Source organism: Enterococcus sp. AZ163 (assembly GCF_050498925.1).
Classification (GTDB): Bacteria; Bacillota; Bacilli; order Lactobacillales; family Enterococcaceae; genus Enterococcus_A; species Enterococcus_A ferrettii.
In genome coordinates, this window is sequence record NZ_JBIPAO010000001.1 from 195,089 (window position 1) to 215,529 (window position 20,441).

At 40.8% G+C, this 20,441-nt stretch carries 21 protein-coding genes and 1 pseudogene; 7 read left to right on the plus strand and 15 right to left on the minus strand.

Annotation, left to right across the window (positions count from 1 at the left end):
* Nucleotides 1-50: 50 nt before the first annotated feature.
* The 3 genes from IGI46_RS00970 to ulaG are packed head-to-tail and all read right to left on the minus strand — an operon-like array spanning nucleotide 51 to nucleotide 3,095.
* Nucleotides 51-1,538: a PTS ascorbate transporter subunit IIC gene (locus IGI46_RS00970; protein WP_207702788.1), complete on the minus strand. Its 1,488-nt coding sequence runs from the start codon at nucleotides 1,536-1,538 to the stop codon at nucleotides 51-53.
* A 12-nt stretch (nucleotides 1,539-1,550) separates the two neighbouring features.
* Nucleotides 1,551-2,012, minus strand: a complete 462-nt coding sequence (locus IGI46_RS00975) for a PTS sugar transporter subunit IIA (protein ID WP_429964491.1) — start codon at nucleotides 2,010-2,012, stop codon at nucleotides 1,551-1,553.
* Nucleotides 2,013-2,027: 15 nt separating this feature from the next.
* Nucleotides 2,028-3,095, minus strand: coding sequence for an L-ascorbate 6-phosphate lactonase (gene ulaG / locus IGI46_RS00980; RefSeq protein WP_429964492.1), 1,068 nt, complete (start codon nucleotides 3,093-3,095; stop codon nucleotides 2,028-2,030).
* A 202-nt stretch (nucleotides 3,096-3,297) separates the two neighbouring features.
* On the opposite strand from ulaG, the gene IGI46_RS00985 reads away from it, so the two are divergent.
* The 3 genes and pseudogenes from IGI46_RS00985 to IGI46_RS00995 all read left to right on the plus strand — a co-directional run bounded on the left by IGI46_RS00985 (nucleotide 3,298) and on the right by IGI46_RS00995 (nucleotide 6,914).
* A complete protein-coding gene (locus IGI46_RS00985) occupies nucleotides 3,298-4,062 on the plus strand; it encodes a DeoR/GlpR family DNA-binding transcription regulator (RefSeq protein WP_429964493.1) in 765 nt (254 codons plus the stop codon).
* 106 nt (nucleotides 4,063-4,168) lie between these two features.
* Complete coding sequence (locus tag IGI46_RS00990) at nucleotides 4,169-5,416, plus strand: DUF1576 domain-containing protein (protein WP_429964494.1); 1,248 nt, start codon at nucleotides 4,169-4,171, stop codon at nucleotides 5,414-5,416.
* 83 nt (nucleotides 5,417-5,499) lie between these two features.
* A pseudogene (locus IGI46_RS00995) lies at nucleotides 5,500-6,914 on the plus strand (IS3 family transposase).
* A gap of 96 nt (nucleotides 6,915-7,010) precedes the next feature.
* On the opposite strand, the gene IGI46_RS01000 reads toward IGI46_RS00995, so the two are convergent.
* The 7 genes from IGI46_RS01000 to IGI46_RS01030 all read right to left on the minus strand — a co-directional run bounded on the left by IGI46_RS01000 (nucleotide 7,011) and on the right by IGI46_RS01030 (nucleotide 11,677).
* Nucleotides 7,011-7,610: a response regulator gene (locus tag IGI46_RS01000; RefSeq protein ID WP_429964495.1), complete on the minus strand. Its 600-nt coding sequence runs from the start codon at nucleotides 7,608-7,610 to the stop codon at nucleotides 7,011-7,013.
* The gene (locus IGI46_RS01005) at nucleotides 7,603-8,715 is read right to left on the minus strand and encodes a sensor histidine kinase (RefSeq protein ID WP_429964496.1); all 1,113 of its coding nucleotides are present in this window, start codon (nucleotides 8,713-8,715) and stop codon (nucleotides 7,603-7,605) included. The genes IGI46_RS01000 and IGI46_RS01005 overlap by 8 nt, the downstream gene beginning before the upstream one ends.
* A gap of 54 nt (nucleotides 8,716-8,769) precedes the next feature.
* Nucleotides 8,770-9,528, minus strand: a complete 759-nt coding sequence (locus IGI46_RS01010) for an ABC transporter permease (RefSeq protein WP_429964497.1) — start codon at nucleotides 9,526-9,528, stop codon at nucleotides 8,770-8,772.
* 14 nt (nucleotides 9,529-9,542) lie between these two features.
* Nucleotides 9,543-10,205 (minus strand): ABC transporter ATP-binding protein, encoded by a 663-nt coding sequence (locus tag IGI46_RS01015; RefSeq protein WP_429964498.1) that lies wholly within the window; start codon nucleotides 10,203-10,205, stop codon nucleotides 9,543-9,545.
* 164 nt (nucleotides 10,206-10,369) lie between these two features.
* Nucleotides 10,370-10,549 carry a hypothetical protein gene (locus IGI46_RS01020; RefSeq protein WP_429964499.1) on the minus strand — a complete coding sequence of 60 codons (180 nt, stop codon included), beginning with the start codon at nucleotides 10,547-10,549 and terminating at the stop codon, nucleotides 10,370-10,372.
* A 138-nt stretch (nucleotides 10,550-10,687) separates the two neighbouring features.
* On the minus strand, nucleotides 10,688-10,957 hold the full coding sequence (locus IGI46_RS01025) for a hypothetical protein (protein ID WP_429964500.1): 270 nt from the start codon (nucleotides 10,955-10,957) through the stop codon (nucleotides 10,688-10,690).
* Between the two features lie 75 nt (nucleotides 10,958-11,032).
* Nucleotides 11,033-11,677, minus strand: coding sequence for a TetR/AcrR family transcriptional regulator (locus IGI46_RS01030; protein ID WP_429964501.1), 645 nt, complete (start codon nucleotides 11,675-11,677; stop codon nucleotides 11,033-11,035).
* Between the two features lie 139 nt (nucleotides 11,678-11,816).
* Between IGI46_RS01030 and IGI46_RS01035 the strand changes: the two genes are divergently transcribed.
* The gene (locus tag IGI46_RS01035) at nucleotides 11,817-12,140 is read left to right on the plus strand and encodes an inorganic pyrophosphatase (RefSeq protein ID WP_429964502.1); all 324 of its coding nucleotides are present in this window, start codon (nucleotides 11,817-11,819) and stop codon (nucleotides 12,138-12,140) included.
* Between the two features lie 51 nt (nucleotides 12,141-12,191).
* Here the strand turns inward: IGI46_RS01035 and IGI46_RS01040 are convergent, their stop codons facing one another.
* The 4 genes from IGI46_RS01040 to IGI46_RS01055 form a co-directional block, all read right to left on the minus strand.
* Nucleotides 12,192-12,845, minus strand: coding sequence for a hypothetical protein (locus tag IGI46_RS01040; protein ID WP_429964503.1), 654 nt, complete (start codon nucleotides 12,843-12,845; stop codon nucleotides 12,192-12,194).
* Nucleotides 12,846-12,920: 75 nt separating this feature from the next.
* A complete protein-coding gene (locus IGI46_RS01045) occupies nucleotides 12,921-13,865 on the minus strand; it encodes a 3'-5' exoribonuclease YhaM family protein (protein ID WP_207705254.1) in 945 nt (314 codons plus the stop codon).
* A complete protein-coding gene (locus tag IGI46_RS01050) occupies nucleotides 13,862-16,498 on the minus strand; it encodes an AAA family ATPase (protein ID WP_429964504.1) in 2,637 nt (878 codons plus the stop codon). The genes IGI46_RS01045 and IGI46_RS01050 overlap by 4 nt, the downstream gene beginning before the upstream one ends.
* A 15-nt stretch (nucleotides 16,499-16,513) precedes the next feature.
* Nucleotides 16,514-17,710, minus strand: a complete 1,197-nt coding sequence (locus IGI46_RS01055; protein WP_429964505.1) for a metallophosphoesterase — start codon at nucleotides 17,708-17,710, stop codon at nucleotides 16,514-16,516.
* A 196-nt stretch (nucleotides 17,711-17,906) separates the two neighbouring features.
* Between IGI46_RS01055 and IGI46_RS01060 the strand changes: the two genes are divergently transcribed.
* From IGI46_RS01060 to IGI46_RS01070, 3 genes are read left to right on the plus strand one after another with little or no spacing between them, the layout of a single operon-like run.
* Complete coding sequence (locus tag IGI46_RS01060; RefSeq protein WP_429964506.1) at nucleotides 17,907-18,392, plus strand: MarR family winged helix-turn-helix transcriptional regulator; 486 nt, start codon at nucleotides 17,907-17,909, stop codon at nucleotides 18,390-18,392.
* 17 nt (nucleotides 18,393-18,409) lie between these two features.
* Nucleotides 18,410-18,946 carry a flavodoxin domain-containing protein gene (locus IGI46_RS01065; protein WP_429964507.1) on the plus strand — a complete coding sequence of 179 codons (537 nt, stop codon included), beginning with the start codon at nucleotides 18,410-18,412 and terminating at the stop codon, nucleotides 18,944-18,946.
* Nucleotides 18,939-19,313 (plus strand): FMN-binding protein, encoded by a 375-nt coding sequence (locus IGI46_RS01070; RefSeq protein WP_429964508.1) that lies wholly within the window; start codon nucleotides 18,939-18,941, stop codon nucleotides 19,311-19,313. Before IGI46_RS01065 ends, IGI46_RS01070 begins: the two co-directional genes overlap by 8 nt.
* 41 nt (nucleotides 19,314-19,354) lie before the next feature.
* Here the strand turns inward: IGI46_RS01070 and IGI46_RS01075 are convergent, their stop codons facing one another.
* Nucleotides 19,355-20,338 (minus strand): helix-turn-helix domain-containing protein, encoded by a 984-nt coding sequence (locus tag IGI46_RS01075; RefSeq protein ID WP_429964509.1) that lies wholly within the window; start codon nucleotides 20,336-20,338, stop codon nucleotides 19,355-19,357.
* Nucleotides 20,339-20,441: the final 103 nt, after the last annotated feature.

A 20,441-nucleotide genomic window follows, 5' to 3' on the forward strand; every position in this document is an offset into this window, starting at 1 on the left:
GTTTTTATTTTATGCGGCCCAGGCAAAGCTGGGCCGACAAGTTTCCTACATTAGTCATTCAAGAATTTTTCTGCGTATTGCTCATAGTCATCAACAATCATGAAGTAGCCTTCTGGATTTTTACGGTATTGCAGCTGTGGAATAATCAGTAAACCAATTACAACTACAGCGACACCGATATAGCCTAAGAACTTCATAATGACTGCAAACAATGGCCAAGCGGTTGCCCAGTCAAACATGCCCAGGTACCCACCGTATTGTGATAATCCAATCCAGGTTGCAAATAGAGCGGAGCCGCCAATTTGAATAATCCCTGAAATGAACGGGAAGATACAGGCTGCTTTAAAGCCGCCACGATTGTTAGCAAAGACAGCAATTACCGCATTATCAAAGAACAATGGAACGAAACCGGCAATAACGATCGTTGGTGATTTCAATAAAATTAATAGTCCAATCATTAAGAATTGGCCTAAAGCACCAAACAAGAAGCCGATGGTTACAGCATTTGGTGAACCAAAGCCGAACGTTGCTGCCACGTCGATCCCAGGTACCGCACCTGGTAAAATCGTATTGGAAATTCCTTGGAAGGACTGAGTCAACTCATCGACGAAGGTCCGTACACCCAATTGTAAAATCGCTAGATAAACCGCAAAATTCAGTGAAGTTGTCAGAATATAGAATAAGAAGCTCTGACCTTCTGCCATAAATTCAGCTTCAACCAAATAATCTTGACCTAATACCACTAAAATAATCCCAAAGAAAAACAGCATTAACAATGAAGTCGCTACCATATTCTCGTTAAAAATGGATAGGAAGCCTGGCAGCTCGATGTCTTCCAATTTCTTATCTACATTCGCAGCTTTATTTTTCCTTTGATCCCGTTTGCGCATCCATTCAGCCAGCTTCGCAAAGATAAAAATACCAAACATTTGCTGGTGAGCGATCCCAAAGCCCGCACCTTCTGTCAATTCCTGTGTTACACCAACTGTTAAATTAGAAGCAACTGCCCAGTAGCAACCCAGAACTAATCCCATGAAAATTAATACTTCCACTCTGCCTAAATTCGGGAAACAGAACAATAGAATCCAGAAAGCTGTAGCAGCCTGTTGAATTTGTACATTCCCGGTCGTAAAGACCGAACGTAATTTGGTGTATTTTTGGAAACGAACCAATAAAATATTCATGATAAAAGCAATTAATAGCAAAATCATTACATCACCGAAGGTTCGACCAAAAGTTTCCATTAATCCCGCATCTACCGCATTTTGACCAAAATATGGGTCTGTCACCATTGCATCTAGATTAAACCGTTCCTTCAACCCGACTAGAATCGGCCGAAAGTTCCCAACCAGTCCGCCTGAACCAACCGTCAAAATAAAATACCCAACTGTCGCCTTCAAAAAGCCGGCGATACATTCATAAATCGGTCGTTTCAGCAGTAAGTACCCCAACAATACAATAAATCCAATCAAGTAGGCTGGCTGTGTCAAAATGTTCTCAGCAAAATACGTCCAAATACTTAACAAAAAATCCCCCATTTATTTCTCCCCCTATAGATGGTATTGTTCCATGACCGCTTGATAGTCTTCAATCGAATGAGTAGCCGCCAGACTGTCGATCAAACCGTCTGTCATCAGCATTTCAGATAGATTTTGGATATTTTCCATATGTTCCTCTGCGTTTTTTGCCGCCAAAGTGAAGAAGAGGAGTGCCTCTTTTTCTTCTCCATCCGTGCTTTCAAAGGTCACTGGCTGCTTCATTTTAGTAAAGGAAATGGCGGTTCCAAACACCCCCTCACTCTTCTCAGAAGAATGAGGCATGGCAACCTGAGGAACAATCACGATATAAGGGCCGTGCTCCTCAACGCAGCGGATAATTTCATCTACATAGTGCTGATCAATAATTTCCTTGTCCATCAGCAGCTGACAGCTTTCAGCAATGGCTTCTTTCCAATCAGTAATTTCTTTATCAGAGTAACGAATCAGTTCATTGTCGTAAAAATACGTTAACATGGTTCTACCTCTTTTCTATAGGAATGATGGAAACGGTGTATCATTTTCAACGCTGAAGGCATCTTCAAATCCGCGATAGAAATTGAATTCTAAGTCGTCCTTGTTGGTTGGATAAGTAAATTTACCGCCAACCTGCCAAATATACGGTTTGAATTCGTAACGTAACCGATCCTTTTTGAATTTCCAAATTTCTGTGATTTCTTTCGGATCAGCCATGAAATTCGCCCAAATGTCATAATGAACAGGAATGACCACCTTCGTATTTAAAGACTCTGCCATTCGCAGCATGTCAACTGACGTGACTTTATCCGTGATTCCTCGTGGATTTTCGCCGTAAGCACCTAAACAGACATCAATTTTATGCTCATTGCCATGCTTGGCAAACATATTGGAATAATGAGAGTCGCCTGCATGATATAAATTACCGCCAGAAGTTTCAAATAGGTAGTTCACCGCAATTTGATCCATATCCTGCGGCATTTTCCCCTTCAAAGTAACTTCTGGGTCTTCACAGGTAACTAAGGCTGTTCGGTCAAAGGCTTCTAAAGCAACCACGTTGATATCCTTAATTTTTACCTCGTCTCCTGGCTTCACAACAATTGTTTTTTCCTCTGGAATTCCCCAGCCTAGCCACGTTGCGACAACTTCCTTCGGCCCTACAAATTTTGCCTCAGGACAATTTTGGTGTACTGCCGCTGCTGTGTTGATGTCTAAATGATCGGAGTGAATATGAGTAACTACTAAAGCATCCACATTTTTTACTGCAAAAGGATCAATGACAAATGGCTGTGTGCGCAAATTCGGCTGCATTTTTTGAACACCGCTCATCCGCATCATTTGATGGCCTTTTTTCATCATGCCGTTTCCATGACTACGCTTGCCGGTGCCACACCACAAGTCGCATAAGATGTTTGTCCCTTCATGACTCTTCAACCAAATTCCGGTACAGCCCAGCCACCACATAGAAAAAGTACCGGCTTCGACGACTTCACTTTCAATTTCTTCATTCAAATAGGTGCCCCATTCGGGAAAAGTTGAAAGAATCCAATTCTCTTTTGTAACCTCGTTAACATGCTTGCTCATCTGTAAATCTCTCCTGACGTGATTTTGTTATGATCCATGTATAAATCATAAATCGTAAAACGCGTCGTGAAAACCCTTTTATATGATTGTTTGAATTTTATATGACTTTTTATAACGCGAGTGCTGATTTTCTTGTATAATAGAATCAAATAAAACGTTTTCTTCTATAAGAGATAATTTTGCAGGAAAAGGTGGGACATGTATGAAAAATTCGATAGTTGCGATCGATAAACGCCATGCCGAGATTCTGGAGATTCTAGAGGCCAATCATCAGATGACAACCCAGGAGTTAGCAGAGGCTTTGGACGTTTCATTAAGTACGATTCGCCGAGATCTAAATCTGTTAGAAGAAAAGAATGATATTATTCGTAAATATGGCTACTGCATTTTTAATTACGACAACAAACGTGATTTCGATCAGTCCGGTCCGGAGCGAATCAAACAGGCGATCGCTCGCGAGGCCAGCAAGCATGTGCAGGATTACGATACAATCTTTATTAACTCCAGCTCTACTGCCTTAAAGACGATTGACTATTTGAACTCGGAACATTTAACAATTGTCACGAATAATCTGAAAGTTAACTATTCGCCTCATAATGCCAACTACAATTACATATTGACTGGTGGAGAAATGCGGTTTCCTAAAGAAGCCTTGGTGGGGGATATCGCCATGAATACCATCTCATCCATGAACGCAGATGTCTGTATTATCGGCTGTAGCGGTGTCAGCCTGGAAAGCGGCGTTACCACTAAAATTATAAATGAGGCGAAAATCAATGAGCTGATGATCAATCACACCATTAAACGAAAAGTATTAGTAGCTGACCATCGCAAAATTGGCTTAACCTCCCAATTCAAAATTGCTGACATTTCTGTCTTTGACTATTTGATCACCGATCAATTCAGTTCACCAGAGACCTTGAAGGAAATTCAAAAAATGGGTGTAAAAGTTATTCAAATTGATTAGATAGAAAGGATGAGGACGACTGGAGAAAAAAGAGTTCGCACGATCACAGCAGGTAATTTTTAACTTTCTGCTGCTGTATGGCCTGCTGCTAACTTGTGTACCGATTTTGCTCTATCCCGCAGAAACAATTATACGAGGAATGAGCCAAATTATTCACTCACCCAGCAATCTGATTAGCGATTATGTCGAGATTGCTGGGGCTGGAGCAGCCTTAACCAACAGCGGCCTGCTTACTCTGCTGAGCCTGTTTATTTTGAGAAAATACCGTCACAGCTTTTGTCCCTTAACGATTCCCATTGTCATGATGCTTTCCGGGTTCTCTTTTTTTGGCAAAAATTTAGCCAATTCAGCCCCCATTCTTCTAGGAAGTCTTCTATATCTGCATCACAAACCCGCAGCCAGACAAGAATCCTTGGTCATGGGCTTGTTGAGCACCTGCCTGTCTCCAATGGTCAGCATTATCTATCTAGCGCCTAGCCAATTTCTTCTCCAAAACAAATTCATCGCCCTGGTAGCTGGTCTGGTGATTGGCTATATCAGTATTCCGGTTTTTCACTATTTAAAGGCACATACCAAAGAAATGAACCTTTACAATATGGGCTTTTCCGCCGGCTGTATCGGATTCGTAGGGAATTTTGCCACCCGCAACCTATTAAACATCCGAATTCTTCCCCATCGCTTGAATGCTGCTCACAGCTCGGCACTATTGATCTTCTTACTGATCCTTTTCACTGCTCCACTGATGTATTCTCTCTATGTCCTGAAGTTTGATAAAGCACTGCATAAAGGAGTTCGACTGAGTCTGTTAAAACTAGTTCGTTTTTCAATCTATGGCTTAATCGGCTTGATGGTCCCTTTAATTTTACAGGTTCCATTGAATGGTTTGCTGGTAGGTACCCTTTTAACCTTTGCTGGTTTCGGTATGTACAACTTTGGTTTCCGTTATTATTTCTTCCCAGCTTGCGGCGTCCTGCTGTCCTCATTGTTTGTTTTTCATGATGTAACTTCGACAACCACTATTGTTATCTTGTTCTTTGCAGCCACCTTGTCACCTTTTTCTAGAAAGTATGGTCTGCTGACCGGTATTCTATCAGGTGCTGTATTTGCAATGATTTCCCGTCATGCTCATGTTCTAACCGCCGGCATTAATCTTTACAACTGTGGATTTTCAGGCGGTGTCACCGTTCTCTTGTTGGACTTTCTACGCCACCTTCTTTTTCGTCACGCTTTGCTTAAGCGCACCTGCAGCGCTGCTTATCAAAAATTAATTTTAAGCGAACAAAAGATATTGTGGCAATTAAGCCGATGCAAAGATTGGATCAAGCAGCGGCTGTTTCCACTCAACTACGAATAAAAGTCTGGAAGATCATTTGGTGTATGATGTACCGACCCCCAAAAGTTAGACCAAAAATCTAACTTCTGGAGGTCGGTATTTTTATGGCTAAATATAGTCTAGAACTAAAGTTAAAGATCATTCATGAGTATTTAGAAGGGAAAGGAGGGTATGGATATCTGGCAAAGAAATACGCAGTAAAGAATGAGATACAAGTGAGGCGTTGGGTAAATTCTTATCGAGAATTTGGTGAAGAAGGACTCTTTAGAAAACGGCAAAATCAAAATTATTCTGTTCAATTCAAGATGGATGCGATAGAGTTATATCAAACAACTGAGTTGTCCTATCGCGAAGTGGCGAATCATTTAGGGATGAATAATCCTGCTTTGATTGCCAACTGGATGAGAATGTTTCGTGCAGAAGGAATGAGTGGACTCTCAAAAACGAAAGGACGTCCACCTATTTTGCCTAAGAAAAAAGAAGAGAAGAAAACAAAGAAAGAAACACCGGAAGAACGCGATCGCATCAAGGAATTGGAAAAACAAGTGCGTTCCCTTCAGATCGAGAATGCCTTTTTAAAAGAATTGAGGAAGCTGCGAAAACTGGAAGCCCAACAAAGACGAAAGAATCAATCGCACGAATCATCGACAGCCTCCGAGGATCATTCAAATTAGTTGAGCTTCTTGAATCTTTGAAATTTCCTAAATCAACCTTTATGTATTGGCAAAAACGGTTTGATCGAAAAAATCCAGATCAGGAAATCGAAAAGGAAATGCTTCTAATAAGAGAAAAGCATACGAATTATGGCTGCTTACGTATGACAAAAGAATTGCGAAATCGGGGATTCCTTGTAAATAAGAAGAAGGTTCAACGGTTGATTCGAAAGCTGGAAATTGAAGTCCGATCATTTACGAGGAAATCCCGCCGCTATAACTCTTATCGTGGAAAAATCGGTACGATTGCGAAGCATCGAATTCATCGACGCTTTTACACAAGTATCTGCCATCAAAAGATTACAACAGATACGACAGAGCTAAAATATTTTGAACCGGACAAATCCGGTATCATTCGTGAAAAGAAGCTATATCTTGATCCTTTTTTAGATATGTTCAACAGTGAGATTATTTCTTATCGCATTTCAGAGAAACCGAACGCATCGGCAATCATGGAAGCTTTAGAGGAAGCGATCCAAGCAACAAATGACTGCCTCTATCGACGAACCTTTCACTCCGATCAAGGCTGGGCCTATCAAATGAAAGCTTATAATCATACGTTGAAAAAACATAAGATCTTCCAAAGTATGTCTCGTAAAGGTACCTGCTTGGATAATTCGATCATGGAGAATTTCTTCAGCCTGTTGAAGCAGGAAATCTATCACGGAAGAGAATATCATAGCTTTGAGGAATTGAAACAAGCAATTGATGACTATATTCAATACTACAATCATGAGCGTATGAAGAGAAAACTAAACTGGCAGAGTCCAGTACAATTTAGAGAAGCGGCATTAAAAGTTGCCTAAAATCATCAATAAAAGGACAGAAAAATGGAGTGGATTTCTCCACTCCGAAAAAGTCTAACTTTTTGGGGTCACTACATGATCTTCCAGACTTTTAACTTACAGCCAACCATTTTCTCTAGCCTTTGCTGCAGCATCGACTCGATTTTTGGCGCCTAATTTACTAATAATTTCCGAGATATAGTTGCGAATGGTTCCATCCGTTAAATACAGCTGAGCAGAAACCTCCTTTGAGGTGGCTCCCTTGGCGATCAATGTCAAAATCTCCTGCTCTTTTGGGGTCAAAGGATTTCGTTGATTGTTCATGTAGCCAGTGATCAGAGAAGGTTCGTAATACACCTTGCCTTTTATCGCCGAACGAATATGCTCAATTAATTCATCGCTGGGGGTATCTTTCAGCAAGTATGCCGACACTTTAGCCTCTACTGATTTTTCGAAATAGCCATCCCGAGCGAAAGTGGTTAAAATAATTACCTTGATTGAGCTTTCCTTCAATTCTTCTGCCAGCTCCAGGCCTGATTTGTGAGGCATTTCAATATCGGTTAATAAAATATCCGGCTGCATCTGTTTCAGCAGAGTTGCTGCTTCCGCCCCATCCTTGGCTGTTCCAACAACCTCTAGATCATCCTCTAAATTCAAAATCATTGCTAAAGCCGATGACAGCAGTCCTTGATCCTCGGCAATCAGTAATCTAATCATTTAAAGCCTCCTCCAAAGGAACCGATATACGAATCCAGGTTCCTCGATCCTCCTGTATGTAAAGTGTGCCTTGTATCTTTTCAATCCGTTCGGTCATTCCAGTTAGCCCGTTTCCAGCGATTAGTTCCTTTACACCTACCCCATTATCCTTAATCGAAAGCTTAAGCCAGTCTGCATCAATTGAAAAAACAATCGTACAAAAAGTCGCTTTACTGTGACGAATGATATTGGTTACGGCTTCCCGGAGAACACTGCTGATTTCATTTTGCTGCATGGCTGACAGATCGTTTGCCAGCTCCTCATTCTCAGTAGTCAAAATAATTTTTGCTGTAGTTAAGGCCTGATTTATTTCAATTAGCTCTTCCCGAACTGTACGTTTTCGCATATCTGAAACAATTTCCCGAACGGTTTTTAAGGTAGAGCGAGAAAGCTGTTCGATTTCCTGAAGCTCATTCGAAACCATTTGCGGATTTTTTGTCAAAATCTTTTGAGCTAAATCAAGCTTGAGTGTCATCACCGACAATGATTGCCCTAAAGAATCATGCAATTCTCTCGCAATCCGATTGCGTTCCTCTCCCTTAATCACAGCCTCCAATCGTTGATTAGCTTGATACAATTGTTTGCGTTGCTCAATAGATTTCTGAACCTCTCTGCCTGGCAAAGGGGCAATAATAGTAAACAAGCCGAAAGGTAGCGACATCGCCATCTGATTGCCTCCAAAAACTGGATGCTCCATCGGCCCAAAAAACAATCCCAGTAAAATGATTCCCAGCTGACCAAAGAACAACAACCAAAAAGACGATTTTTTTATCTTGGAAAAACCAAAGCCCAATTGCCAAGCGGGAAACATGAATAGATAAATATATCCCAGTTCTAAAGCATAAAACGCAGCAATTAGATATTGCCCTATCAACCAATAAATAAAATACCTTCCTTGAAAAAGGGCATTCCGGTAAAACCAGCAGAACAGCAGCATTAGTGCTCCTAAAAACATTTTTTCAAACGTATCAAAAGGAACTAGGGATAAAATGGGAATTAATAGAAATAACATCCAGATAATGGAGCTAAGCACCTCTCCCTTAGGAAATAAGCTGATTTTATTCATGGCTGCTCCTTTCTGCACAATTTCGACTAATACTTACGTATAATACCATATTAATTAGATCTTTTTTCGGCTAAACACTACATCAGCAACCAAGAGAAAGCCTAAAATATACACAATATTGCCAATTAATAATTCGTTCGTTGCTAGCTGCGTCAGCTTTTCCATGCTGTTGTTGATTAACTGATTACTCAAATTCAACATGTTTAGCGGATTCCAACGCAGCCAGCTGAACTTATCCAACAGCATAAATTGCATGCCTGCCAGCATTGAAGACAAGAAATAAGTCGCAATTCCCAACATACTTGCCAGCGATTCATTGGTAACGATCAAAGAAATCATTAATGACAAACTAGCAAACAGCCACATCCCAACAAAATTTCCCAGCAAATTAGCAAACAATGTACGAATTACTTCTGTTTGCTTTAGTGAAACTTCTGGAAACAAAATCATGCTGAGACTGATTGTCACAACTAACGCTACTAGATTCAAATAAATTGAGTAACCTACCAAAGTAATTAGTTTACTAAAGAAAATTGTCCGACGTTGCTGATTTTTTTGCAACAGATTTTTAATTGTTCCAAATCGAAATTCCATTGAGAAAGTCTGACTGGTCTGATAGACCATGAAAAAAACAATTAACCACCCACTATTAAAACAAGTTTTCACTAATTTATTCGGCGATAGAATGTCAAAATTCCCAAATTTGGTTACTACTGCAAAGAGCAAAATTAGCCCACTCACTTTCAAGGTTTGTTTCAAGATCACATGTTGCTTCGTTAGTTTAAATAGCTCCTGCTTCACTGCACGTTTCATTTTCATCATTCTCCTTAGGCTAATTTGGCTAATAGATCGTCCTCAAAATTTTCTAATAACTCCGGATGCTCTATATTTTCCACTAATCTCCCTGCCTTTAACAGCAAGACACGATCCACTAATTGCTCCAATTCACTAAGTATGTGGCTGGAAATTAGGAAAGTTGTTCCGGCTTCCTTGTAGGTCAAAATAGCTTTCTTCAATAGCTTAACTGAATAAGGATCTAAACCATTCATCGGCTCATCTAAAATAACCACCTGCGGCTGATTCAAGAAAGCTAACGCAATTCCCAACCGCTGTTTCATTCCCAATGAATAGCCCTTAGTCTTTTTACCAATAAATTCATTCATGTCCAATAACGAAATTAGCCCATCAATTGCTGCTATATTTTGCTGATCCTCAACAAACAGCTGCAAGTGATCCCAGCCTGACAAAAAAGGATAAAGTCCCGGCTGTTCAATCAAGGCGTCAATCGTGGTTCCTCTTGCTTGTTGAATCTCCCCCTTGCTTATAGGAACAAACCCGACTAAGGCCTTCATTAACGTCGTTTTCCCGGCACCGTTTGGACCAACCAAACCGACCACTTCTCCTTGAACCAATTCACAATTAACTTTTTCAAGTGCTTGTTTTCGTTTAAAAGTGATACTCATATTTTTTACATTGATCAGTTTATCCATCTAAGTGACTCCCTCGCTTCGTTTTTATAGGCTTAGTTTATCGAAATCCCCCCTAGCAATTAAGTCGTATTCGTCATGACTATCCATGACATTTGTCATCCAAGTAAAAATGAGGACCCCAGACAAATTATCTCGGGTCCTCATTACATATTCTAAAATCCTAACTACTCACTAAAACTGTTTTCTTCAAAACTGATTGTTTCTTCGTCCTTCTTATCTGGTGTTTCTTTAAAATGGGTCTGAACGGTAGTCTTTACCGCTTCTTCATCAATGGTTCGTTCCACTACCTGAGACACCATTCCTAAACTCACTACTGCTGCAATTGCGATAATTATTTTTTTCATCTTTTTCTTCCTCCTATTTTTTCGTCTGCTAGGATCTCACTTAGGTGTTTGACTAAAAATTATTTTCCGACTTCCTGATTAATTATAGGTTCAATTATTTGGACGATCATTCTTAAAACTACGATGACTGTCATCCTTTCATTTTCTTCCTTGCCGATTGAAAAATGGGATAGATTGGATTCTTTCAGCAAATAGATCAAAAAATTGAGTTAAAATATTTTCACATGTCCGAGTTTCCAATCCTGTGTTCTCAGCAATAGCTTGAGCAACTTCCTCTAAATTGTTTCGTCGGGCTTTTTTTAAATGATTCTCGGCATATAATTCATAGCCTTTCATGACTGCTTCACATGTCTCTAGTGATTCACCACTGCGATAAGATAATTCTTCGATTGTTTTTTGATGATTCATCTACAATTCCTCCTTCATAGACCGACCGTCAGTCTATTCTTTTCTATTTTTTAAACTCAACCGTAAGGATTGAGTTTAATTTGTAAACATTTTTAGAAATTGTTGGGTAACTTTTTCCTTGTCTAAATCAGCTTCGTTTATACCTAAGATGCGAAAGATAAACTCCACAAAAGAAAATAGCTTGCGCTGCATTATTTCCAGATCTTCACCAATGACTCGTTCGTCAGATAATGATTGGATACCAGCAATTAAAAATTGAACACTTTCCAGTGGATAAACAGCTGAAAACTCACCACGCTGGTTGCCTTCTTCAAGAATTTCCGCAAGTACCGGACAAACATAACGCAGCGTCCCTTCTAGAGCCCGCTGTTTCATTAGAGCATTTTCGGTGTGCTGAAATTGATCCAGCAAATCACTTTTTTGTTCATTATTAGCTGCTGACTGTTTTTGCAGAAATAATAAAAGTTTATCTATACTTCGACCGTCTGCCTTCAAAACCTCTTGGGCAATCAGCCGATCGGTGTCTACTACTCGCATAATTACCGCATCCAGAACCTCTTCCTTCGATTTAAAGTAATGGTAAAAGGTTCCTTTGGCAATTCCGATTTGTTTTAGAATGTCATTGATTGTCGCTTTTTCATAGCCTTTGGTTAGAAAAAGCTGTTCGGCGGTATCAATAATTTCTGTTCGCCGTGTCTCATGTTCCTTTACGATTCTCATAGGTTCCCTCCTCTCGACCGACCGCCGGTCTATTTACGTTTATACTATAATGTCTTTCCAACTCTTTGTCAATACCTTTCAAAAGTCTTTTGAATTTTCTGTTAAAATAAAAGAAGTCGAACAACAGAGGGGGATACAAATGAAACGATTCAAAGCTACCGTAACCATTGATCGACCGTTAGGCTATCTTGATTCTTATGGTACCACCTATCCGGTAAATTATGGCTTTGTGGAAGGCATTATTGCAGGAGATGGGGAAGCTCAAGATGTATATGTTTTATTGGAAACAGAAAAACTTGTATCCTTTATAGGGGAAGTAATTGCCGTGGTTGTTCGAAAAGACGACGTAGAGGACAAATGGGTGGCAGCACCAACGGGAACAATTCTGTCAAAAGAAGAAATCGCTAAGCAGATTGCGTTTATTGAACAGTACTTTGATTCAGATCTCATCTTGTTAAAATAAAAAGTCCCTCAAAGTTGGATACTCACTTTGAGAGACTTTCATTCCTGCTTTTTACATAAACGAACGCAGCATTGATAGAATGTAGCGCAATAAGCGAAAAACAATAAAGAGAATAAAAATATTCCCGAAAATGAAACCAAACAGATTGCCGATGCTGGCTTTGATATTGCCTAAGCTGAAGCGGCGTAAAAATCTTGGTGTACTATTATAGCCATTGCGTTTGAGGCGAAATTTTTCTTCGTATGTAATATCCAGCATATCATAGTAAATAATCTGCAGTGGCTGTCTAGCAAAGAATGTCTTTTCAAAGCCCACCATCATGGTGTATTGCTTATTTTTGGAAGGCAAATTACGTACCCCATTTTTATTGATGCGCACCTTCTCGTTTTGATTGTCATTGATGTTATAGCTGTATTCATCTTCCTCAATTTGATCAATCTTGGCATTCGGTTGATTCACCTGCAGGAATTCTTCATAAACTTCGGAAAAATTCCCTCTTTGTCCCATTAGAAAAACCAGAGCACCAATTAAGACTAGGATCATCAGTCCATTCAGAAGCATAAACTCTTGAAAGAAAGCCGTATAGGCACCAATAATCACTAAGGCTGCCACAACCAAAATAATTCGTTTGTTGTAGTATTTTTGATACATAATTTCGATCGTGCGTTTATAGTAATCAAAATCTTCTGCAACAAAATTCTCCATTCGGTGTTCCTCCTTTGTTTTTTGTGTAAAAAGAAAGGCGATGCATCTCCTAGGAGAATTCTCGCCTATTTTCGATTAAATATCCTTTGGTACATAGAAACTGCGGTTATCCATACCAAAAATACGTTCAGTGTATGTTCCTGGTTCCGTATTTTTCACTGCACTGGACAGCATTTGCATAGAAGCATCGATGTTGTCAATTTGATGCAAAATTTCGGCTTCCATAATACGCGGGCGTACTGGAGAACCATACTCCAGCAAACCGTGATGAGATAAAACCATGTGGCGCAATACTACTACATCTTCATCGGCATCATTGATTTTTAGCGCCGCACAAGCTTTATTGATCTCTTCATCAACTAAAACCAAGTGTCCCACTAAATTTCCAACGACGGTATATTCTGTCGAAGAAGGACCTGACAATTCCAATACCTTGCCTAAATCATGCAAAATAATCCCAGCATACAACAGCGAAGCATTTAATTGCGGATATTCCTTAACCAGTGATTTTCCGATGCGCAGCATGGTCAGCGTATGATAGGCCAATCCACCAGCAAAAGCATGGTGATTGCGTTTAGCTGCAGGGTATTCAAAAAATTCCTTTTGATAGTTGTTTAATAGGAAACGAACAATCCGGTTCCAGTGAGCATTGGTAATCTCAAACAACGTCTGGTTGATTTCTTCTTCCATCTCTTCCCGACGAATCGGTGCGCGCTCCATGTATAAGCTTGGATCGCTAGGTTCTTCAGGCTTCGTTACTCGGAGGTGCAGAATTTTCACCTGCGGATTTCCCTGATAGATTTCGCGTTTCCCAGTTAGGGCAACGACTTGTCCCGCTTTAAATTTTTTAATTTCGTCCTCTGAAGCATCCCAAAACTTGCCGTCTACTGTGCCAGAAGTATCCTGGAAGGTAAAGGCGATAAATTTCTTGCCGTTTTTCGCCAAGCGAACATCGGCATTCTTAATCAATACGTACATTTCAAATTGCTCATCAACAGTCAATTCTTTAATTTTCTTCATCGTGAAACTCCCTTCAATTCCCAAACAGGTTGGTGAAGCTCTTGATAATAGCTTACCATTTCTTGGTCAGATGACAAACAGATGATTTGATAATCTTTACTAAATTCGGCAAATAGCTTGGCCAATTGCCGTTTTCGCTGATGATCATAATGCAGCCAGCCATCATCAATAATGATCGGACACCAAGGATGGTTCTTTTGTAATGCCAAGTAGGCAAAACGAATTGCCATAATTACCTGATCCTTGGTCCCAGTGGATAAGCTATATACCGGCCGATGATTCACCGTCACGATTCCATCTAGAAAATCTAAACGGGCCTGCTCATAATCCGTTAAAACTTGAAAGTAACGGCTAGCCTGCTTCATTAATTCGGGAAGCTGCTGCTCCGATAACTCTGTGGCAATATCCTGCAGCAACTGACTTTCCAGTTTAGCTGCTGTATATTCCTTTAGCAGCTGGTTAACGACCGCTTTTTGTTGACTGGCTTGCTGATACCAGGCATCCAAGGTTCCGTCGGCTTGCATTTGATCAATCTGCAAACGCAAGCGCTGTTCTTGTTCCTGCAATTGGCGTAAGTGTTCTTGATTCGTTTGCTGCCGACCTCTTAAGATACGCAAATTATCCTCAATTGTTTCCAACGAACTGGCTTTTGGAAATAAAGGTGCTACGGTTCTCGTTAAATCTTGCAACCGCTGCTTCTTTTGTCTTAATTCCTGCTGCTGTTGCAAAAAGGCTGGAACTTCAGATGGGTAATGCAATCCCAGCTGCCGCAATAAAGCTTGATGCTGACTAATTAATAGCTGCTGCTGTTTTTTAGTTTCATTCATCCGCTGCTGCAGCATGGTATTTTCCTGATAGGTCTGGGCAAAACGAATCTGCTCCATTTCTTTAGCATACTGCTCCAACGCTGCAAATTTTCCACTTATATTTTTTCCCTGCAGCGGTAGCCATTCTTGCAAGAAATTAAATTCTTGTTCCTGCTTCAACAGCTCCTGATGGATGGCTTGCTGTGCTTTTATCCACTCCGTTTGCTGCTCCTGCTGAGCTAAAAATTGCTGTGCAGCTTGATTCACTTGCTGGATCTCCAGCTCAGACTCCCGCAGCGGTAGTCGACGGCGGCTCAGCTCTTGCTGCAATTGCTGCTGAAGTGTTTGCTGCTGTTGTTCCTGCTGTGACAGCTTTCCTTCTAACTCTGCCAACTGTCCTTCGTAAATATCCAGCTGCCCCAGCTTTTCCTGCCAGGTTTCTTTGCTGACAGTCAAATTAGGCTTGCGCAATCCCCACAGGATACTTAATGCCGAAAGTACAACTAAACCATAACGCCAAGGTGGCGGCAGTAGAAAAGCTGCTATAAGGGAGGCACCTGCTGCTAACCAGCCCCATGGTTTGCGTCTTGGCTGATTGAACAGCTCAGGGTGTTGTTTCTCATACTGATTCAAAACAGCTTCTGTCTGATCTCGTTGTTCTTTGACAATTTGCAGACGAATCAATTGCTCTTCGACTTGCTTTTGGCCTTGCTGGATTGGACCAAATAATTTAGTGATGACCTGATTATCAGGAAAAGGCAGAGGTGGCTGTTCAGCCGTCCAACCGAAGTTTGCTGCCTGTTGTTGCGCTAACTGAACTGCTAAGCGCTGCTCTTCATCCAGTAGGCGGAGAACCGCAACCTTTTGTTCTAATAACTGCTGAATTTTTTCTTCATGCTCTAAATAGAAATAATACTTCGCAGAGTGCTGATCCATCCCACTGTGTCGCTGCAATGCTTGCTGCAGCTTCTCCAGCTCTTTGTTCAGCTGCTGATACTCTTGATAAAATTCCTGCAGCTGCTGATGGTCCTCTTCACTGCCTCGCTGGGTCAGATCTAACTCCTGTAAAGCCAAGTATTCTGCATAATTGTTCCAGTTTAAACGCTGCTGCTCCAACTGCAATTGCTCCTGCTGGGCTTTTTGATGCATACTTTCCTGCTGACTCACCTGCATTTGCAATTCATCAGCCTGACGCACCAAGGACTGGAAATCTGCCTCCTGAGCTTCCTTTTGCTGAATTTTCTGTTGTAAAACCTGCCAGTTTTGCACTGCCTGATTTAAGGTTTGCTTACGCCCACGGGGTTTATAGATCGCTTCATATCGTTTTTGCAAACTGCCTTTTCGTTCAAACAATTGGTTGCTGCCGGATAATCCTAATGAAACTAAAGCCTCATGCAGAGCATCCTCCTGTAGATATTCCAGCTGCTGCAGCTGCTCCTGCTGAAAGGTAAATACCTGTTGAAAAAGCTCCTGATTTAAGGGATACAGAATCGTTTCCAACAACTCTTCAGTTCCCTGCTGCCCCTCTTCCAACTGAACAATAGCTTTGCCCTTGTTCTTATTTTTATAGCGCTCGATAGTAATCTGACCATATTTAGGAGTAAGGATCGTTAAACGTCCGCCATAACCGCTACCATCCTCTGGAGTGTAATCCTGACCCTTTTTCCGCTTGTTAGGAAAGCCAAACAGCATGGCCTGAATAAATTGATAGAGAGTTGATTTGCCCGCTTCATTTAACCCATACACAAGCTGGTTTTTCGCCTCAAACAAGAATGTCTGCTGCCGCCACTTGCCAAAGCCGGTAATTTCTGCTTTTTTTATCCACATGAGCCTCTCTCCCCCTTATCTATTCGTCTCATCTGAAGAAACAGGTTTTCTAAAACGATATGATTCCTTCAATGTTTGAGCTAGTTCTTCAATAACCTCTTGTTTAAACTGATTGGTTAACAACGGATGAATCGCAGGATTTTGATCTAACTCCTGCAGCAGCGCTTGAAAAACTTGCGGCTCTTCATAGGTTGTCAAGAGCTGATCCACTAGCACTTCATCCACTGCTAAATACGGTCGCTCTTCTGAGGTATCTGTCATTGTCAGCTGCCACAAAAAAATCTGTTCAGGTAATTCTTCCTGCAAAATCATTCGCAGTTCACCGGATGCCACCTGATACCTCAATTCTGATCCGAGCGTTTCACCATCGGTTAGCTCGATTTGCAATAAAGTCGGCTGAGAAAACTGCACCTGTTCCTTCACCGCTTGAAAAAGTTGAGGATTATTGCGGACATGAGCCAAAGAGACCCGTTGTTTTTCCCATTGAACCTCTGCAATAGGGATAGAACGTACTTTTACGAACCCATCACTTTTCTCCACTAATTGAATACCAGACAACTGCGTTTCCTTCTGGGTATGCCCCTGTGGTGTTCCTGGATAAACAATCCATGGATGCTCCGATAGGATCTGTGGTACATGAATATGCCCCAAAGCCCAGTAGTCATACCCTTTTTCAATGAGCTTGGCTACAGTAAACGGGGCATAGGGCATTTGTCCACCATGATACATTCCTATATGAAAGGTGCCGCTATTTTTCACTGGAAACTGTGGAAGCATCTCCTGTTCAATCGTCGGATGTTGAAAGCTGAAGCTGCTGACAGCTACATCCTCTCCCGCTTTAGTAGTAAAGCGTTTGGTTTCCACTGTTTCTTTTGTAAATAAAACGATATTGTCTGGAAAGGTAAACCAGTAACGCTCTGCTTGATAATAATCATGATTGCCAAAATTCATAAAAACTGGAATCTCTGCTTGCTGCAGACGTTCCATCTCAGAAAAGAAATAGCGCTGTGTTTTTAATGTTGGCCGATTCTGATGAAATGTATCACCAGCCAATAAGACAAAATCAACCGTCTCTTTAATTGCTGTATCGACTAAATTTGTCAGCATTTGCTGATTTGCCTGCAATAAATAAGGTTGAAAGCTATCTGCTACGTCGATCAGTCCCTCAAAAGAACGGTCCAAGTGCAAATCTGCTGCGTGTAAAAATTTCATTGCTTTCGCCTCCAATCCTATCTATTTTACCACAACAAAGCGAAAGTTTGTTCGTATAATTATTGGGACATGTGTTTCTTTTTGATTTGTTAAAAAAACAGCACCTACTTCTCTAATTAGGACCTGCGACGTATTTTTCTCTGCTTTTGTCCATGCTATACTAAAAAGGTAACTAGTTACTCAAGAGGAGGCTATTATGGATATCCATCATTTGATTGAAACCTTTAGTAAAAATCGAAATTCCCAACAGCGAGCAATTTTTTCCAGCCTGTTTATCTTAGGCAATCGTCTGCAAACTTCCTTTGACAAACTTGATCCAGCTGTTACTTTAAAGCAATTTATGCTGCTGACCATGGTGAAAAATGCACCCGAAGAGGGCTTGACCTTGACTCAAATCGGGGAGCTATTAGGCAGCTCTCGCCAAACCGCAAAAAAACTAGCCTTGTCTTTAGAGAAGAAACAGCTAGTAAAGATCAAGCAGAGTACCCAGGATAAACGGAAGTCACTTCTGACTATTACGCCTGAAGGGGTAGACTATTTTGCCAAGGTAGCTGCCCTGCACAGTACAGCTCTAGGACGACTATTTGAAGGCTATTCCGATGAAGAAGTCGAACAATTTTTTATTATTTTTATGAAGCTGTATGAAGGGGTAGAAGAACTAGAACAATTGGCATTTGAATAAGGAGAGGTGGAAGTTAAATGGAAAAAGTCGCAGTAATTTATGGTTCACATTATGGAACCACACAGCAATATGCTCAATGGATTGCCGAAAGCTTGCAGGCTCCTTTATTGGATGCAGCTAAAACTACTAAAGAACAGCTGCAAAATTATGAATGGTTGATCTTCGGTGGTGGGTTGTATGCTAGTGGAATTAAAGGATTTAAGCTGTTGAAGGAACATTCAGGAGAAAAGTTAATTTTGTTCACTGTGGGGTTAGCCGATCCTAAAGTCACGGATTATAGTCCAATATTGAACAACAACTTAAGTAAAGAGCAATTACAGAATACTAAAATTTTTCATCTACGTGGTGGAATTGACTATGGTCAATTATCAAAAATGCACCGACTAATGATGGCATTCAAGAAAAAAGATGCTGAGAAAAAAATAAGTGTGCAGCCTAATGAGGAAGATCGAGAATTTTTGGCTACTTATAATCAGCAAATTGACTTTACTGCTGAAGAAACGATTGCTCCACTTATTGATTACGTAAAAAAGGAGCTTGAGGCCTATGTCTAAATTAGTAACCGGGCTGATTATTGTACTTGCTGCCGGATGCCTCATTTTCTTTGGAGCAATTATTTATTCAAAAAGTATGCTGAAGAATGTAGCAATCACTAAAGTTGACCCTCGAGAATTGCCTGATGGCACCTATTCTGGTGAAGCAAGCCTTAAACCAGTGATTGCTAAAGTCAACGTAACCATTGCTGATGGAAAGATTTCTGCGGTTCAAATTACGGAACATCAAACTGGCTTAGGCAAAAAAGCCGAGACAATTGCTTCGGAAATCGTTGACAAGCAATCCTTGCAGGTAGATGCCATCAGCGGAGCAACCATGAGCAGCCAAGCAATTCTCAAGGCTTGCGAAAATGCATTGACTAAATAGCCTTTGAGCTGTTGTTAAGAATCTTCTTAATAACAGCTTTTTTAAGCAAATACCAGACAATTATTAGGCTCCTCACGATTTTTCAAAATCGTCGAAAAGAGGTCACTGTATTCCTGCTGCATTTCTGGCTGCTGCAAAATTCGAAAAATAGAAAGTGCTTGGTCACATTTTTGCTTGCCCATCTCAACGGAGCCAGAAGCAATTTTCAGCCAGCCTTGATAAAACAGCAGCTTACTGCTATTCAGCAAATCCCCCTGATCATACAACAATTCCTCGGCTTCCTTCAGCACTTCTTGTGCCCAAGTAAGCTTTTGGAAATTAATAAAAGTGGTACAGGTACCGAAAAGCAGTTCAAAACGCATACCTTGCATCGCCTGCAATCCCTCTTGCTTTTTCGTTCGAGCAACTGCCGTTCGCAGCAACTGCCTAGTAGTTTCTACTGGAAAGCTAAACTGAAAAAAACGAAACAGCATCACTTCAAAAACACTCCAATTATCTATCTTGTACAAATAGCTGACAATCGGCGCTGAAAGCGTGTGGGATTGCTTAAACAAATGATCCAAATCAACTGTTTTCCTCGCTTTTCCCTCTTCATTCACTTGATAGTTCAATACCAGCAGTTGACAGAGAATTCCTAAAAATTTGCCCCAATTGGTCTCCTGGCCAATTGCCTTCTCCAGCTGTCTCATCTCTTCTTGGCCTTTGGCAAAATCCCCAGATTTATTCGCTAGATGGTTGCAGTGAAAAATCTGATCCAGATAAGCAACAAACTTTCCGGATAAATAAAAGGGATGGTCAGACAGATAATTGTACACCGACTGTTCTTCCGCTTGAGAACGCAAATACAAAAATTCTTCCATCGTCACATTAATGCCATTGAGCAGCTGTTCAAAACGCTTAAAGCTGATATTTGTATTTCCTTTTTCAAATTTGCTGATAAAAGCCACACTGTTCCACTCATTGGCAAGCTCCTGCATACTTAAGCCGCGCTCTTTACGGAGCTGCCGAAAAAGCTTTCCCTCCATTTAATCACCCTTTTCTATTTGAAAATTCCACTATAGTAGAATTATCCTTCTCCTCTAGTTTAGGTCAGATAAGATTAAAGAACAAGCTGAGAAATGAGGAGAT

What these genes read in the sequence shown, in the direction of transcription:
- IGI46_RS01065 (WP_429964507.1), top strand. Translation starts at nt 18,410, where the DNA reads ATGGAAAAAGTCGCAGTAATTTATGGTTCACATTATGGAACCACACAG.
- IGI46_RS00985 (WP_429964493.1), top strand. Translation starts at nt 3,298, where the DNA reads ATGAAAAATTCGATAGTTGCGATCGATAAACGCCATGCCGAGATTCTG.
- IGI46_RS01010 (WP_429964497.1), bottom strand. Translation starts at nt 9,528, where the DNA reads ATGAAACGTGCAGTGAAGCAGGAGCTATTTAAACTAACGAAGCAACAT.
- IGI46_RS01015 (WP_429964498.1), bottom strand. Translation starts at nt 10,205, where the DNA reads ATGGATAAACTGATCAATGTAAAAAATATGAGTATCACTTTTAAACGA.
- IGI46_RS01020 (WP_429964499.1), bottom strand. Translation starts at nt 10,549, where the DNA reads ATGAAAAAAATAATTATCGCAATTGCAGCAGTAGTGAGTTTAGGAATG.
- IGI46_RS01005 (WP_429964496.1), bottom strand. Translation starts at nt 8,715, where the DNA reads ATGAATAAAATCAGCTTATTTCCTAAGGGAGAGGTGCTTAGCTCCATT.
- IGI46_RS01030 (WP_429964501.1), bottom strand. Translation starts at nt 11,677, where the DNA reads ATGAGAATCGTAAAGGAACATGAGACACGGCGAACAGAAATTATTGAT.
- IGI46_RS00975 (WP_429964491.1), bottom strand. Translation starts at nt 2,012, where the DNA reads ATGTTAACGTATTTTTACGACAATGAACTGATTCGTTACTCTGATAAA.
- IGI46_RS01075 (WP_429964509.1), bottom strand. Translation starts at nt 20,338, where the DNA reads ATGGAGGGAAAGCTTTTTCGGCAGCTCCGTAAAGAGCGCGGCTTAAGT.
- IGI46_RS01070 (WP_429964508.1), top strand. Translation starts at nt 18,939, where the DNA reads ATGTCTAAATTAGTAACCGGGCTGATTATTGTACTTGCTGCCGGATGC.
- IGI46_RS01000 (WP_429964495.1), bottom strand. Translation starts at nt 7,610, where the DNA reads ATGATTAGATTACTGATTGCCGAGGATCAAGGACTGCTGTCATCGGCT.
- IGI46_RS00970 (WP_207702788.1), bottom strand. Translation starts at nt 1,538, where the DNA reads ATGGGGGATTTTTTGTTAAGTATTTGGACGTATTTTGCTGAGAACATT.
- IGI46_RS01055 (WP_429964505.1), bottom strand. Translation starts at nt 17,710, where the DNA reads ATGAAATTTTTACACGCAGCAGATTTGCACTTGGACCGTTCTTTTGAG.
- IGI46_RS01045 (WP_207705254.1), bottom strand. Translation starts at nt 13,865, where the DNA reads ATGAAGAAAATTAAAGAATTGACTGTTGATGAGCAATTTGAAATGTAC.
- ulaG (WP_429964492.1), bottom strand. Translation starts at nt 3,095, where the DNA reads ATGAGCAAGCATGTTAACGAGGTTACAAAAGAGAATTGGATTCTTTCA.
- IGI46_RS01050 (WP_429964504.1), bottom strand. Translation starts at nt 16,498, where the DNA reads ATGTGGATAAAAAAAGCAGAAATTACCGGCTTTGGCAAGTGGCGGCAG.
- IGI46_RS01035 (WP_429964502.1), top strand. Translation starts at nt 11,817, where the DNA reads ATGAAACGATTCAAAGCTACCGTAACCATTGATCGACCGTTAGGCTAT.
- IGI46_RS01040 (WP_429964503.1), bottom strand. Translation starts at nt 12,845, where the DNA reads ATGGAGAATTTTGTTGCAGAAGATTTTGATTACTATAAACGCACGATC.
- IGI46_RS01025 (WP_429964500.1), bottom strand. Translation starts at nt 10,957, where the DNA reads ATGAATCATCAAAAAACAATCGAAGAATTATCTTATCGCAGTGGTGAA.
- IGI46_RS01060 (WP_429964506.1), top strand. Translation starts at nt 17,907, where the DNA reads ATGGATATCCATCATTTGATTGAAACCTTTAGTAAAAATCGAAATTCC.